Genomic DNA, 15,257 nt, shown 5'->3' on the forward strand with positions numbered 1-15,257 from the left:
CCAAATTTGATTTGGCTCTTTCAGGGTCTTGACTTTGGAAGCTCTGAAAATTTCTACTTTATTTTTTTGGCTTTCAAGACTTGATAAACCGACATTTTTTGTAGGTTGTTCAACTTTAAGCTATTAAAGCTTAATTATGATCTTCATAATAATCTATTCTATCAAAGGTATATTCATATCCATAACTCATAGGAATGATACTGTTATACTCTTCAATCGTTGCGTTAGATAAACAAGCATCTATAATTTTTTTACCTGTATGTAGTAAATCATCTTTTAAGTATTTCTGTAATTCGCTTTTGAAGAAGTCTTGTAGTATTTGTGCTCCAGCATCGTAACCTTCAAATCCTACTTCGGGCTGATTGTACACTTTTAAAAACCTTGATGGTATTTTTGAACCTTCAAGTGTAAGGTAGTTTAACTCATAACCTAATAGTGGGCATCTAGAAGCTTGTAATTGTTCTGTTTTTAGTCTTGCACCACCTCTTCTTGTAAGGTATTCTCTCATTAGTAGTTGAGGCTTAAATCCGACCTGCCATGAACCAATATTTTGGTTGGGAACCAATGTAAAAGTTGTGCGTGGTGTGTCAATTATTTGTTTAAGCATCATATTTGCGTGAGGTACTCTTTTTCCTGTTGCAAATGGCCAATAGGAGCCTACTCCTTCGCTCTCCATACCTCCTGAACTCACAATACTTGGATTGTTATGACCTCGGGGAGCAACTAATCGCCATAACCAAGCCAACGCTGGTGGTAATACATGAAACAACCCAATAATTCCATAGGACGGACTTTCTTTAGAACACACAGGTGTACGGATACCAAAGCTCCTGATGTCCACTTGAACTGGTTTAGTCACCACGTTAGGGATTGTTTTTCTAGGAATGATAACTCGTGGGTTAGGGCATGATTTTCCTGGTTCGTCTTGTATGTGATCCCAAATAAGCGCTGTAGAGCCAGGAGTCGTTTCAACATTTAAAAATAATAGTGGAGCAGAGGGATTTATAGTGTTTTTTTCCAAGGTTGGATCGTCACCATATTTTTTTACGCTATCCACACGAACAAACCAAGCATTTTCAGCGTCGACAATTCGCAGTTTTCCGTCTGATTTCTGAAGTGCGGGATGGCAAAAAGCCATATCATCTGCTACTGGATTAAATGTACAAAAGCGAGGAATTGTAATGAATCTGTCTTCTGATGTTACCAAATTATGCCCTAGTAGCACTCGTCCGTCGGTTTCTCTTAAAATATGCTGGTGCATTTCGCTTTTTCCACCACCGCTGGCACCTTCATGCATAAATGTGGTTAAGTTGTCGTATGGGCTTATTGATTGAACTGAAGAACAATGTGCAATTATCCAATCTTCTTTCTCTGCATGATTAAGCATTACTCCATAAAGACCTTTTTTGGCGCTTGGCCCAGGATATAAATTGTAAGAATACAATTCATGAATTGATTCTAATCGGTTATGAACTACTACTTGCTTTCCATCAAAATGAGTATGTCTAAATACTGGATCCACAAATATCACAGATTGCAGTTTTGCGTCGATCTTCAAGTCTTTGACTGCAACCATTTCCTGAAGCATTGATAAACCTAAAGCGAAGAATGCTGCATTTGCTGGTGCAATAGCTATTCCCAACGAACCAATATTTTCCCGCCCGGCAAAGTAAAAGAATACAGCCAAATCCTGTTTCTTGAGCTAATCGAAAGTTTCTGTTTGCAAACTAGAAAATTCATATCCATACTTATCAATGAAGCGCTTTTTGTCCGTCGGATTGTTATCTGCAATAACCATAGTGTTTGGATCTCGTCTTCGCATGTAGGCTTCGGTGTAATTTGCTGAAATACCATTTTTAACGCGATGTACAACTACCTCTACATAATTGCCTTTTCCAGGCACATCGTATGACACCTCATACTGCTGATTTTCTTTACCGTTTGTTGCAGCAACTTCAAGCTCTTCACTCGTATTAAAAACGGTGTAACTCTTACATTCAGCCAAAAGATTAGCAATATTATCCGATAGGACAATATTTTTTTCATTTAAAATTGTTACTAAATTACTCATATTTGATTATTAATGATTTAAATTATACTATTGTTATCTACTAATGGAAATTACTATGTTTATTTCCTTAATTTATTTTAATGCTTTTGAACGAAATTAGACAAATAAAAAATTGCGTAATTACGTTACTAAAATTCATTGCTTATGAATATGTTGATCGCCAAAAGTAATTATTGTAGCAAAACCAAACTGATTTCTGAAATTCAGCAGCAGAAACTATTCAAGCAGTATTTATAGTTCATCGCCAGGAGTAGGCAATAACTTTAATTTGTATTGTTGTTCCATTTGCCATAAATTTATAATCTATGCCCCTACTTCCATCTATAAAAACTTAGAAAATCTATGTACGAATTATATTAAATTCTTATCGTAAAGTTAATGCATAATTGTGTGTTTTTTGCTGCTATGTTTGAATTTATCGTACGAATTATTAATAATAAAGAGAATATTACAATTTATTGACGTTCAATTATTAATTTAATAAATTGATTGAAATTATTGTGATTTATTATGTAAATACTAGTCTAAAGTTTAAAAGTATACCTTTTTTAGTGTACTCAAAACGGCATTCCGGCTAATTGTAAATAGCTGTTATAGAGCTGTATAGGTGGTAAAAAAGAATATTTTTAGTTGCTTTTATGGCCCATGTTGGGTAAGGGTTTTTGTGATTATATCGTTTTCGAAACTATATAAGAACACTTTTTTTTGCAAATTTTGGAGAATTAATAGAAGATCAAGTGCTTGTTAATACATATTATGATCTTGATTATAGGTGCACTTTCGCTACATATCTGCCAATAAGGCTCTAATAATAATTAAAAACCTCGATAGTTATATTAGGTTTCCTCCAAAAAGTTATACACTATTTGGTGTTTTTTTTCGCTAAATAATAGTAATAATTCTATTTATTGCGATAATTTTCATTTGTATAATTATTAGGTAATTTCGTTTCAAAAATGCTTCAAAAGGAGTTGCGAAACGTAGATCTGTCTGATAATAACTGCTTGTTACGATCTTAAAGTTTCAAAAACGGACTTAAATCTATAGTATGCAGCTGTTGTGGATTATTGATTATTGGTTTTCTAGTGAAGGATTCATTGGTAAGATAGAAAATTTTTCCGTCGGAAGTTGTGATTCCTTCTATTTGATGAAATGGTAATCCGATATCGATTCTTCGTTTATTCCCAATGGAAAAATTGTAGTTTTGGTACTCGTGCATAAGGTATAAAAACGGCTGACCAGTTCTAGTGTAGCCGCAAAGAACAATCGAATTATTAGAATTGAATAAGGTTGCACCAGTAACCAACCCTTTTACGTTGACAGTTTCTTTAAGTTGAGCGGTGTGTTTTCCTGGGAACTTTGGTAAAACGTAAATGCTCGTTTGAGTTTGAGTCCATTGTTTGGTGAATAGGTATACGCTATCTCGGCTAACGACAAATGCTTCACAGTCAAAATCGGTCGTATTTCCATCTTTAGGTGCAAAATCTAGTTGATTCGAATAAGAAAAAGAGATACTGTCAATGACAGGTTTATTGGCTAAAAAAGATTGTTTATCGATTCTCAGTATATGCAAGTCCGTTCGATTCCCTCGAAGATTATTGCCAAAATCGCCAATATAAATATGAGTACTATCTTGTGAAATCTCTTCCCAATCGTTGTTTTTTACATTTTCTAGTTGGATTTTCTTTTGAATTATACCATTAGAATCAATTCCATATAGGATGGTGTCGGTATCATCATTGTGCGTCCATAATAAATTGTCGAAGGCGATGAGTCCCGAGGTTTCAACCAAAGAATCTCTGAGTTGTAGTGTAGTTTCTGGTTTTATCTTCGACGAATCGTACAAGCAGCTGCCGTCATTTGTAGTAGCTTGGCTATTGAAATTTTTGGCAAGCGAATCTGTACAACCCGGAATTTGGCTATAACTTGTAGTATAAATCAAGACGAAAGCAACAATTAACTTTTTCATTTAGTATTAAATAAGGAGCAACAAGTCAAAAGTAAGATTATTAACTGAATGTTTTTTGTTTATAAATGTCAAATCCAATTTGCGAGGTCGGATTTTCGAAAAATCAAAAAAAAATATTGGCACTTTCAAAATAATTGTTATATTGTACTAGATTTTAGAGTATTTTTAAAATTGATAGCCTAATTTTATTAAAACAACGTTTTATGTATCATTCAAAAATAGCAGGTTTAGGATATTTTGTCCCTGAAAATATAGTGACCAATGATGATTTGTCTAAAATAATGGACACGAATGACGAGTGGATTCAGGAGCGAACAGGAATTCAAGAACGAAGACATATCGTTCCGGGTACGGAGACAACAACCTCGATGGGTGTTAAAGCAGCAAGAATTGCCATAGAACGTTCCGGCGTAGCTTTAGAAGATATCGACTTTGTCATTTTTGCCACTTTGAGTCCTGATTATTATTTCCCTGGACCTGGTGTTTTGGTTCAAAGGGATTTAGGATTAAATACTGTTGGAGCATTAGACATTAGGAATCAATGTTCGGGTTTTGTCTATGCTGTTTCTATTGCAGATCAGTATATTAAAACCGGAATGTATCAAAATATTTTGGTCATTGGGTCCGAAGTGCAATCGACAGGATTGGATATGACCGATCGAGGTCGCAGTGTTTCGGTGATTTTTGGCGATGGTGCGGGAGCTGCGGTTATGACTAGGGAAGAGGATGTGACAAAAGGAATTTTATCCACACATTTACATTCAGAAGGGCAACACGCCGAAGAATTGTATGTGAAAGCCCCGGGAATGGGAGGTCGTTGGATAACCGATATTTTGACAGAAAATGATCCTAATGACGAGAGTTATTTCCCTTATATGAATGGACAATTTGTCTTCAAAAATGCAGTGTCGAGGTTCGCTGAAGTCATCAACGAAGGCTTGGAAGCAAATCATTTGCAGGTTTCAGATATCAATATGTTGATTCCACATCAAGCCAATTTGAGAATTGCTCAATTCATTCAAAAGAAATTCCAATTAGAAGATCATCAAGTTTTCAATAATATTCAAAAATACGGAAACACGACCGCGGCTTCGATTCCGATTGCCTTGACCGAAGCTTGGGAACAAGGAAAAATTAAGTCGGGAGATTTGGTGGTTTTGGCTGCTTTTGGTAGCGGATTTACTTGGGGAAGTGCCATTATTAGATGGTAGATTAGATTTTAGATTTGCTGCGCCTGTTCGCTGTCGCTCGGGTCAGATTTCAGATTTCAGATTTCAGATTTCAGATTTCAGATTTCAGATTTCAGATTTCAGATTTCAGATTTCAGATTTCAGATTTCAGATTTCAGATTTCAGATTTCAGATTAAGAATGTTAAACAGCTATGGATAAAAAAACGAAAACCTCTTGATTTAATAAGGAGTTTTCGTTTTTTTTTGCTTGCTACCTGCTACCTGCCAACTTTCTTACCTCTTCAACGTAAAATGTGATTTGAATACTTTTGAGCTTCCTTTTTCTTCATAATCAACTGTAAACCAATAATCGTCCGAAGGAAGGGGTTGTCCGTTGAATGTCCCGTTCCAACCTTCGCCCGAAGGACTTATTTGTTTCAGGAATTTTCCATATCGATCAAAAATGTATATTGGCACATTTGGGTTGGTCAGTACTAAATGTTTAATATTCCAAGTTTCGTTATAACCATCTCCGTTTGGAGTAAAGTATTTTGGATAATTAATTATTACCGCTTTTATCGGTGCAGGATCACAGTGACCGTTTTTATCTCTAACAGTAATCGTGTGCTCCCCTGGCCTAACATTGTTAAAGATATTGCTGTCTTGAAAAGAAAAATCGTCCAATTGATATTCGTAATTTCCAGATCCAGCACCCAATACATTTACAGTTATAAAAGTTGGATTATCAAAAGCATCGCTGTAGGTTACCTCTAAATAAGGTGCATATTTAAGCACTTTAGCAGAAGCAGTTTTAGAGCACAAGGTTAGAGTATTAGTTGCTTTTACAACATAATCACCAACTTGTGTTGTTGTAATGGATGAGCTGTTGCCACCGTAGGGCGCTCCATTCAGTGTCCATTCAAACAAATAGTTGGAGCCTGATATTCCAGAATCTAATGTCACTGGATTTAGTAAAGTGCCTGTTTGGTAATCCTCGCAAATAAAATATTCCGTAAATAATATTGGTTCAGGAAATGGATTTATTATTAATTGTAGTTGTACAACATCAAAACAAGCTACTGCCGAAGTGTTATTGGCCACTCTAATCCAAACGCTGTCCGAAAAAGGAGTGCCATTTTGATAAGTAGCAGGGTTTGAAATCGGAGTTGCATTAATATCATTGGCAGCAGCCAAAGAAGTATAAAAAGTTAACGTGAAATTCGCATCGGGAGTTTGACCGTTTAATACTTGATTTCTGATGGATAGACTGGTCAAATCGTATTGGAAAATTCCATCGTTTGCGCCAAATGTGTCGCAATTTTCTATTGGGGTTACTGGATTTGCAGCGGGTCTTGGGGTTATGGTAATGCTAAACGGATTTTCGTCACTACAATTCAAGCGGTTTCCAGTTTCGTAGTAAATATAGTAATTTGGAAGCACTGTTGCTGCTGTTACAGTTGTTCCTGGCGGGATACTATTCCCCCCACCCAATGGACCACCAGGGGCATCATAATAAAAATTATTTGGTGTCGGCAAGGGCGGAAAAGTAAAGCTGTCACAATAGGCTAATTGCGTTGGAATTGGATCGGCTTCCACTCCATTTATGGAAATATCAAAAAAGTTTTCGTTAAAACAACTTGGGTCGCTTGGGTTGGCTGCATAAATATAAATTCTATTGTTAGTGCTTATCAACGTTCCAGCGGGGATGGGATTCACCCCATTTGGGTCATCAAAATAAGCACCGTTTTTTAGCGGACTTAAAACATACGAATTGCATTGGTCTACGTTGGCTCGAGAGTCAATTTTTGGTTTTTTGCTGACACTAATGGTCCAAGGTTTTTCATTGTAGCAGCCCGCAACAATTGTTGATGATTTATAAACATATATTGTTTGAGTAGTTGTTATGGTACTATTTGGAATCAATTGTACATTTCCTGGCGTTGATGGGCCTCCAGCTAAGCTATAATAATCGCCACCTTCACTTTGAGTTGGTAATAGGAAACTATCGCAAGCATTGACATTTGTTGGTGTTGTAAGAAATGGTGCATTTATTGTAATGGTAAAGGAATCGGTTGCGCAGGCTGCTCCTGGTACATAAGTAAATAATTGTATGGTGCTCGAAATTAGTCCAGGCAGCACCAAGTTTCCGCCTCCATTTGGAGCATCACGATATTCTCCCACGGGTGCCGGCGATAAACTAAATGAGACGCATTCGATGATATCAGTAAAACCAAAACTACCTATATAAACGGTAAAGACGGTATCCGTTGTTCTACATAAATTGTTTGTTGCAAAAACATAGAGTGTTGTTGTCGTTGTTATTGGTGAAACAGCAGGAGTATAAATTCCTGTACTAGGATCATAAGTGTAATAATTTCCCACAGCCAATGGCGGTAAACTATAGGAACTACATTCAAAAACATTGGCAATTGGAGCAATTATGGGTGTTAAATCAATAGTGATGTTAAATTGTCCTTCTAAAATACAAGGATTGGTAATATCTGTCGATTCAAAATAGGTGTAAATTGTAGTTGTTCCAACGGTGTTTATTGTAGTTCCTCCGGGGAATTCAGTTCCGCCGCCACTCGGACCTCCCGGCAATGAAAAAAAGCGAAGGCCAAAAGGGGTAGTAGGTAATTGATATTGGTCGCAAACTGTTAAATCGGTAGGGTCAGCATCTAAAGGTTCGACTATGGTCACATTGAAACTACTTTCAATAGGACAACTTGGCGTTCCTAATGTAGTATTAAAAAGATAAACAATTTGGTCTGTTGTGATTACATCTCCCGCATTCAACATTGGAAGTCCTTGGTTTGGACCTGAATAGTAGTTACCAGGGTTTACTAAAGGAGGTAAAGTATAACTTCCACAAACAAATTGATTTATTCTTTGGTCTAGAACAGGTCTCGGAATGACTACAAGTCTAAAATTGGTTGTGCTGAAACAATTGGGATCGGTCGTCGTCTGGATTCTAGCATAAAGGGTTGTACTACCAGAATTAAATAAGGTAGAAACATTTATTGGATTGAGTCCAGCAGTAGCATCTCCAACATTCGAATAATAGGAAACATCATAAATTGCAGGTGATTGTCCTCCTAAAATAGTAGGCGTTTGTGCAGCAATATTGAAATTAGCGGTAGTTGTACCTGGTGTAGTTTCGCATAAAGTAATGTCACTAGGTGTATTGGCTACAGGAGGTGGAGTAATTCCCAATTGGAACGATTTTGTGATAAAGCATTTCGAAAAGCTGTCTTCTATTCTAACCCAAATTGAAGCAGGCAAGAGAGCGGTTGGAAATGTTAAGATCGTTGGAAGTGGACTACTATTTGAAGTCGCATTTGCTACTGATGAATGATAACTTATTTGTGTTCCGGGAATGCTAACTATTGGAGTATTAATCGATAAATCATAAGTATAACTTGCCAGTCCTGAATTACATTTTAGCAGATTTAAGGGTTCCGGAGTTATAATTTGGGGATAGAATTCAACATTGATAAAGTCTGTAGTGACAGGGCAGGAGGTAGCAATTACAGTGTATGTAAGTCCGTAAGTTCCCGGTTGGTTAATCAATAAGTCAGGGGTGTTTCCTCCCACGGGATTTCCATTTAAAGTCCAAGCAAACGAATAAATAGTTGGATCTAATCCTGAGATAAGTGTGTGTGAACCATTATAGCAAATGGCTGTATTTGCTGCAATTGTTAAATCTGAGCCTAAAACATCCTGCCCAACATTGAAACTATTTGCTCCTAAAAATATTGCAGAATCCGATTGACTGTCTTGTCTGTCAGCAATCACCAATTTGATGTGATAGTTTGTATTTGGAATCAAACTGTTTGATGATGCACTCATGACTACCGTCTGTCCGTTAAAATTTGTGGCAGAGGTCGCAGCGTCAGAACCACCATTGAAAGCTCCAAAATAGGCTGGGTTGACCGAAGGACATGAGGAGTTGTAGATAAAATCTCTAATTGTTGTAACCGATATGGGGGTCGACGTGCCAGGAACTACAGCAAGATTTGTAGTCACTCCAGTTGCAGTATTGGTAAGCAGGAAGGTAAAAGCATCTGAAAATTGACATTGGAAATTACCATACTCTTCCGAAGCAAATAAAAATCGAAAGTCAAAATTTGACGACAACGGCACAAAGTCGAATTCCAACACGGTGGCATTTGTCGAATTCACGCTGATTCCTGATGCTAATAAGGTTGCTTCCAAATCAGCATCGCCAGTCCAAGCGGCATTTCCGTCACTAAGATCCATTGTATTGGGTCCTGGAGCATTAGCAACATTTCCCGTACTCAAAATCACACCACTCGATAGAGGAAATGATGGATTGGTGTTTTCAAAATAGCCAATTCCATTCGAAGAACCAAAATTGGTTCCCGTTCTCCAGCTAATGTTACTTACAGAAACGCACGATTTATTAACCAAAACATCTGTAACCAGCTGCGGAACTGTATAAGTACCAGTATCCACAGTTATGGTTTGCGAAAAGCACCCCAACCAAAATAGTGAAAGTATAATCAGAAAACTTTTTTTCATCACGCTTGACATTTTGGGTAAAAATATATTATTATCGATATAAAATATAATTTCATCGACAAAATACACAAAATATTTAGATTTAGTTTTATTTTATAACACTTAATTTAGGTCACTTTCATTAGTATTAAACTGTACTAACGGAAATTATCACTATTTATTTCAGAAAAAACTATCAACAATTTCCGCCGGAAATCCTTATATTTGCAGCCTTAAAATCAATATAAAATGACCTTATCACAGATTCTTACGCCCTCAATAGAAAAAGCAGTATTTGCATTATTTGATATCACAATCGATAAAATTGAGTTTCAATCCACACGCAAGGAATTTGAAGGTGATATCACGATGGTGATCTTTCCGTTATTGAAAGTCATCAAAGAAACCCGAGGTGCAGCCGAACGGAGCGCAGCTAATCCTGTAGAATTAGGTACTAAAATTGGAAACTATTTAACCGAAAATGTTGCCGAAGTAAGTCGTTTTAACGTCGTTTCCGGCTTTTTGAATATTGTAATCTCTGATGAATATTATTTGAATTTTTTCAATGAAATTCGAACAGACGAGAAATTTGGTTTTGTTACGTCCAGCCCAGAAGAAAAAGCAATAATGGTCGAATATTCTTCGCCAAACACCAATAAACCGCTGCATTTAGGTCACGTTCGAAATAATCTTTTGGGTTATTCTGTTGCGGAAATTCTAAAAGCTTCAGGTAAAAAAGTATATAAAACGCAAATCATCAACGATCGAGGTATTCATATTTGCAAGTCGATGTTGGCTTGGAAAAAATTTGGCAATAGCGAAACTCCAGAATCAACCGGATTAAAAGGAGACAAATTGGTTGGGAATTTTTATGTGGCTTTTGACAAAGCGTTTAAAGAAGAAATCAATCAATTAATTGCCGAAGGAAAAACCGAAGATGAGGCCAAAAAACAAGCGCCAATCATCTTAGAAGCCCAAGAAATGCTGCTAAAATGGGAGGCAGGCGATGCTGAAGTAATTGCGTTGTGGAAAAAAATGAATCAGTGGGTTTATGATGGTTTTGCGACAACCTACAAGAATTTGGGTGTCGATTTCGATCAATATTATTACGAAAGCAATACCTATTTGTTGGGGAAAGATGTAGTTCAAATAGGTTTAGAAAAAGGTATTTTCGAAAGAGATCCTGATGGTTCGGTTTGGATTGATTTGACTGACGAAGGTTTAGACAGAAAAATAGTATTGCGTTCTGATGGAACTGCGGTTTATATGACACAAGATATTGGAACAGCGATTCAGCGTGTGAAGGATTTTCCAGATGTTGGAGGAATGGTTTATACCGTAGGAAATGAGCAAGATTACCATTTCAAAGTGTTGTTTTTAATTTTGAAAAAATTGGGCTTCGATTGGTCTTCAAATCTTTATCATTTGTCTTATGGGATGGTAGATTTGCCTTCTGGAAAAATGAAATCACGAGAAGGCACTGTGGTCGATGCCGATGATTTAATGCAAGAAATGACCGATACTGCTCAGAAAATTGCCGAGGATTTAGGAAAACTAGATGGTTATTCTGATCAAGAGAAAGCTAAATTGTATAAAACTATTGGATTAGGGGCTTTGAAGTATTACATTTTAAAAGTGGATCCTAAAAAACGAATTCTTTTCGACCCAGCAGAATCAGTTGATTTTGCAGGGAATACAGGTTCGTTTATTCAATACACCTACGCCAGAATCCAGTCGATTATCCGCAAAGCCAATTTCGATTTTATGACGCCAAGTGCGATAAAAGTATTGCACGAAAAAGAAAAAGAATTGGTCAAACAGCTTGAACTATTTCCCGAAGTGATTCAAAATGCCGCACAAAATCACAGCCCCGCTTTGATTGCCAATTATACTTATGATTTGGTTCGTGAATACAATTCTTTCTACCAAGCGGTTTCGATATTGGGAGAGGAAGATTTAGATAAAAAAATATTCCGAGTGCAGCTTTCTGAAAAAGTGGCCGATACGATCGCTTTGGCTTTTCAATTACTAGGTATAAACGTTCCAGAACGTATGTAATTTAGTTTTGCTTGTTGGATTTATGATTAATTTTTTTTGATCACTTTTAATCATACTAAGCATTTAAACAAGTACTAAATTACTCTTAACGGTATTATAGTACTGGTATTAATGCTGTAATTTTACTTAAATTTATTTGTATTTTCTCCAATTAATCAGTGGCCTCTATCTCATCTTTGAGGTAATTAGGCTGATATGTTTTTTACAATTTTAATACTAAATTATGGACGTTGAAATATTAGCAAGAATTCAGTTTGCCTTTACTATCGCTTTCCATTACATCTATCCACCTCTGAGTATCGGGATAGGTTTGATTATGGTCATAATGGAAGGACTATATTTGAAAACCGGTTCCAAGCAATATGAAATTTTAACTAAGTTTTGGTTAAAGATTTTTGCAGTAACCTTCGGAATTGGGGTCGCTACCGGTATCATAATGGAATTTGAGTTTGGTACGAATTGGGCAGTTTATTCTAGATACGTAGGTGATATATTCGGAAGTGCTTTAGCTGCCGAAGGTTTATTTGCGTTCGGTTTAGAAAGTACTTTTTTGGGAATATTAATTTTCGGGTGGAATAGAGTTTCCCCTCGAGTCCATTTTATTTCAACAATTGGAGTCTTTTTCGGCTCGATGTTTTCGGCCGTTTGGATTGTTGTTGCCAACAGCTGGCAGCAAACGCCTGCGGGTTATCATATTGTTGGCGAGGGATTGTTGGCAAGAGCCGAAGTAACCGATTTTTGGGCTATGGTTTTCAATCCCTCAAGTGTAGATCGCATTATTCACGTATGGCAAGGTGCTTTTTTGGCGGGCGCATTTATGGTTTTGAGTGTTCACGCATATTATATTCGCAAAGGATTATTTGTAGAAATTTCAAAAAAAGCATTCAAAATTGCCTTGATTGTTGCCACAGCGGTTTCATTTACGCAATTGCTTTCTGGACATAGTTCCGCCGATGGAGTTGCTGTCAATCAACCCGCGAAGTTGGCTGCTATGGAAGGACATTATGCCAAATCCGCTCCGGCCGATTTGTACCTTGTAGGTTGGGTAAATAATAAAACTGAGGAAGTAAATGGTTTAGCGGTGCCAGGAGGTTTGTCTTTTTTGGTGCATCAAGATTTTAAGGAACCCATAACTGGATTGAATGCCTTTCCTAAAGAAGACAGACCGAGTCAGGTAAATGCGGTATTTCAGTTTTATCACATTATGATTTCTATTGGAATGTTTTTGATTGCTCTTACATTTTACGCTTGTTTCTTATGGTGGAGAGGAAGACTGTTCGATACGAAATGGCTTATGTGGATATTTTCGTGGTCTGTTATATTACCTCAAATTGCAAATCAAGCGGGTTGGTTCGCCGCAGAAATGGGGAGACAGCCGTGGATTGTTTACGGACATTTAAGAACTAGCCAAGGGTTTTCGCAGGAAGTGTCGTCAAATCAAATTGTGTTTTCATTGATTCTATTTTTAGTTGTTTATTCACTTTTGTTTGCTTTGTTTTTGTATTCCTTAAATAAGAAGATTAAACATGGACCTTACGATGAAGAAGTTCAAAATCAATTAGAAACAATTTAATACTAGGGATTATGGAAACTTTTTTAGGAATAGATTACCCTACACTTTGGTATTTAGTAGTTGGATTGTTATTCTCTGGTTACGCAATTTTAGAAGGATTTGATTATGGTGCTGGTGCTTGGCATTTATTTTTTCGAAAAGATGAAAGCCGACGTATCGCTATCAATGCGATTGGCCCCATTTGGGATGCCAACCAAGTGTGGCTTATTATTGGCGGAGGAGCTTTGTTTGCTGGATTTCCAGTAATGTATGCTACTATGTTGTCGGCAATGTATATTCCATTTATGCTCTTTTTAATGATGCTAGTTTTACGTTCTTCAGCCATTAAGTTTCGGAGTGCTGAAAAAATGTTGTGGTGGCGAAAAACTTGGGATATTATTTATTCCGTTTCAAATATCTCAATTGCATTTTTGTTAGGAGTAGTTTTAGGAAATGTGATACAAGGTTTTGAAATAGGAGCAAATTATAGTTACCGTGGAGGCATATTTTTATCCTTTTTAAGTCCTTATGCGCTAATGACCGGATGCACTACTTTGTCTATTTTTATGACCCAAGGCGGTATTTTTTTATTGCTAAAAACCGAGGGCAGATTGCATGCGCGATTGACTTTTTTATTAAAAAAAGGAATGATATTCTTTATTACCAGTTTTTCTATTACTTCTTTGTATACATTGATTTTTATACCTGGAGTTACAGATAAATTTAAAGAAAATCCTTTGTTTTTTGTTTTGCCTGTTTTGTCTTTTCTAGCTGTTGCCAATGTGCCTCGATTGGTCTCCAAAAAGAAATATTTTCAAGCATTGGTTTTTTCATCACTGACCATGGCATTTTTGTTAATGTTAGTGGCCTTTCAGCTGTATCCCACTTTGTTAATTTCTACTATTGATCCTAAGTACAGCATAACAATATATAATGCTGCTTCTTCTCAGAAATCTTTGGGAATTATGCTTACTATTGTCTTGATTGGGGCGCCATTACTTGCTTTTTATTTTCTATTTTTATACAAGACTTTCAATGGGAAAGTACAATTAGACGAATCAAGTTATTAATTGGTTTTGTCTTTAACAACATTGGTTATGATTGAAGGACTAAAAATTATCGATAAACTTTCTCCAGAATTGCTCAATGAAATTGAACAATCTTCCATTGTAAAAGAAGTTTTAAAAGGAACTGAGATTATAAGAGAAGGGCAATACTTGACCTCTGTGCCTATTGTGTTAACTGGTTTGATCAAGGTTTTTACTACCTATAACGAAAAGGAATTTTTGTTGTACTACTTAAAGCCTTCCGAAAGCTGTGTTTTATCCTTTATTATCAGTCAAAAACAAGAGCCAAGTAAAATTTCTGCTCGAGTTGAAGAAGATACTACAGTTTTATTGATGCCGTATAATAAGGTAACAGATTGGCTCAATAAGTATCCTGAATTTAGTGTCATGTATTTTAATCAATTCAATTTTAGGTATTTCGATTTGATCGATACTTTAAATCATGTGCTTTTCGATAAATTGGACTTTCGATTATTCGCTTATTTAAAAGAAAAAGCCTCGGTCAATAATACTACCATTATTACCGCCTTGCACAAGGATATTGCATTAGAATTGGGGACTTCTAGGGAAGTGATTACAAGAGTTTTGAAAAAATTGGAATCCGAAAAAAAGATAATTCAAACGAGTCAAGGAATTAAAATCATCGCTATGTGACTTAGGTCACTTCATCCCATTTGTAGAGTTTATATTTTTACACCGTTAAATAATTATAAACTCAAATAACTTTATAGGTATAGGCGCTTAGAGCACCCTTGTTATCTATTGATTTTATTGATATTTATTCAAATTTCACCATCTTTTTCATTAACACATCGAAGATTGTCCCCATATTTGACCTTCTATTGTATC

Annotated in this window: 7 protein-coding genes and 1 pseudogene; 5 read left to right on the forward strand and 3 right to left on the reverse strand. The window is 36.3% G+C overall.

All coding sequences use genetic code 11. From position 1 onward, the window contains the following. Nucleotides 1–130: 130 nt before the first annotated feature. Nucleotides 131–2,071, reverse strand: a pseudogene (locus ACIQ1E_RS06320) (DUF4914 family protein). Nucleotides 2,072–3,086: 1,015 nt separating this feature from the next. After that, nucleotides 3,087–4,040, reverse strand: a complete 954-nt coding sequence (locus ACIQ1E_RS06325; protein ID WP_396169732.1) for a T9SS C-terminal target domain-containing protein — start codon at nucleotides 4,038–4,040, stop codon at nucleotides 3,087–3,089. A 203-nt stretch (nucleotides 4,041–4,243) separates the two neighbouring features. Here ACIQ1E_RS06325 and ACIQ1E_RS06330 point away from each other — a divergent pair, with 203 nt between their 5' ends. Beyond that, nucleotides 4,244–5,251: a 3-oxoacyl-ACP synthase III family protein gene (locus tag ACIQ1E_RS06330; protein WP_396169734.1), complete on the forward strand. Its 1,008-nt coding sequence runs from the start codon at nucleotides 4,244–4,246 to the stop codon at nucleotides 5,249–5,251. 253 nt (nucleotides 5,252–5,504) lie between these two features. Here ACIQ1E_RS06330 and ACIQ1E_RS06335 read toward each other — a convergent pair whose 3' ends face one another. Continuing rightward, a complete protein-coding gene (locus ACIQ1E_RS06335) occupies nucleotides 5,505–9,752 on the reverse strand; it encodes a choice-of-anchor L domain-containing protein (protein ID WP_396169736.1) in 4,248 nt (1,415 codons plus the stop codon). A gap of 228 nt (nucleotides 9,753–9,980) precedes the next feature. On the opposite strand from ACIQ1E_RS06335, the gene argS reads away from it, so the two are divergent. The 4 genes from argS (at nucleotide 9,981) to ACIQ1E_RS06355 (ending at nucleotide 15,062) form a co-directional block, all read left to right on the forward strand. Beyond that, nucleotides 9,981–11,789 carry an arginine--tRNA ligase gene (gene argS, locus ACIQ1E_RS06340; protein WP_396169738.1) on the forward strand — a complete coding sequence of 603 codons (1,809 nt, stop codon included), beginning with the start codon at nucleotides 9,981–9,983 and terminating at the stop codon, nucleotides 11,787–11,789. Between the two features lie 223 nt (nucleotides 11,790–12,012). Next, nucleotides 12,013–13,362, forward strand: coding sequence for a cytochrome ubiquinol oxidase subunit I (locus ACIQ1E_RS06345; protein ID WP_396169740.1), 1,350 nt, complete (start codon nucleotides 12,013–12,015; stop codon nucleotides 13,360–13,362). 11 nt (nucleotides 13,363–13,373) lie between these two features. After that, entirely contained in the window at nucleotides 13,374–14,411 is a 1,038-nt protein-coding gene (gene cydB / locus ACIQ1E_RS06350) for a cytochrome d ubiquinol oxidase subunit II (protein ID WP_396169742.1), read from the forward strand. A gap of 27 nt (nucleotides 14,412–14,438) precedes the next feature. Continuing rightward, the gene (locus ACIQ1E_RS06355; RefSeq protein WP_396169743.1) at nucleotides 14,439–15,062 is read left to right on the forward strand and encodes a Crp/Fnr family transcriptional regulator; all 624 of its coding nucleotides are present in this window, start codon (nucleotides 14,439–14,441) and stop codon (nucleotides 15,060–15,062) included. The last annotated feature ends 195 nt before the right edge of the window (nucleotides 15,063–15,257 follow it).

The sequence above is a fragment of the Flavobacterium sp. genome (genome assembly GCF_044348915.1).
Lineage (GTDB): Bacteria > Bacteroidota > Bacteroidia > Flavobacteriales > Flavobacteriaceae > Flavobacterium.

Coding starts and splice junctions, on each gene's coding strand:
- ACIQ1E_RS06325 (WP_396169732.1), bottom strand. CDS start 4,040: ATGAAAAAGTTAATTGTTGCTTTCGTCTTGATTTATACTACAAGTTAT.
- ACIQ1E_RS06330 (WP_396169734.1), top strand. CDS start 4,244: ATGTATCATTCAAAAATAGCAGGTTTAGGATATTTTGTCCCTGAAAAT.
- ACIQ1E_RS06335 (WP_396169736.1), bottom strand. CDS start 9,752: ATGAAAAAAAGTTTTCTGATTATACTTTCACTATTTTGGTTGGGGTGC.
- argS (WP_396169738.1), top strand. CDS start 9,981: ATGACCTTATCACAGATTCTTACGCCCTCAATAGAAAAAGCAGTATTT.
- ACIQ1E_RS06345 (WP_396169740.1), top strand. CDS start 12,013: ATGGACGTTGAAATATTAGCAAGAATTCAGTTTGCCTTTACTATCGCT.
- cydB (WP_396169742.1), top strand. CDS start 13,374: ATGGAAACTTTTTTAGGAATAGATTACCCTACACTTTGGTATTTAGTA.
- ACIQ1E_RS06355 (WP_396169743.1), top strand. CDS start 14,439: ATGATTGAAGGACTAAAAATTATCGATAAACTTTCTCCAGAATTGCTC.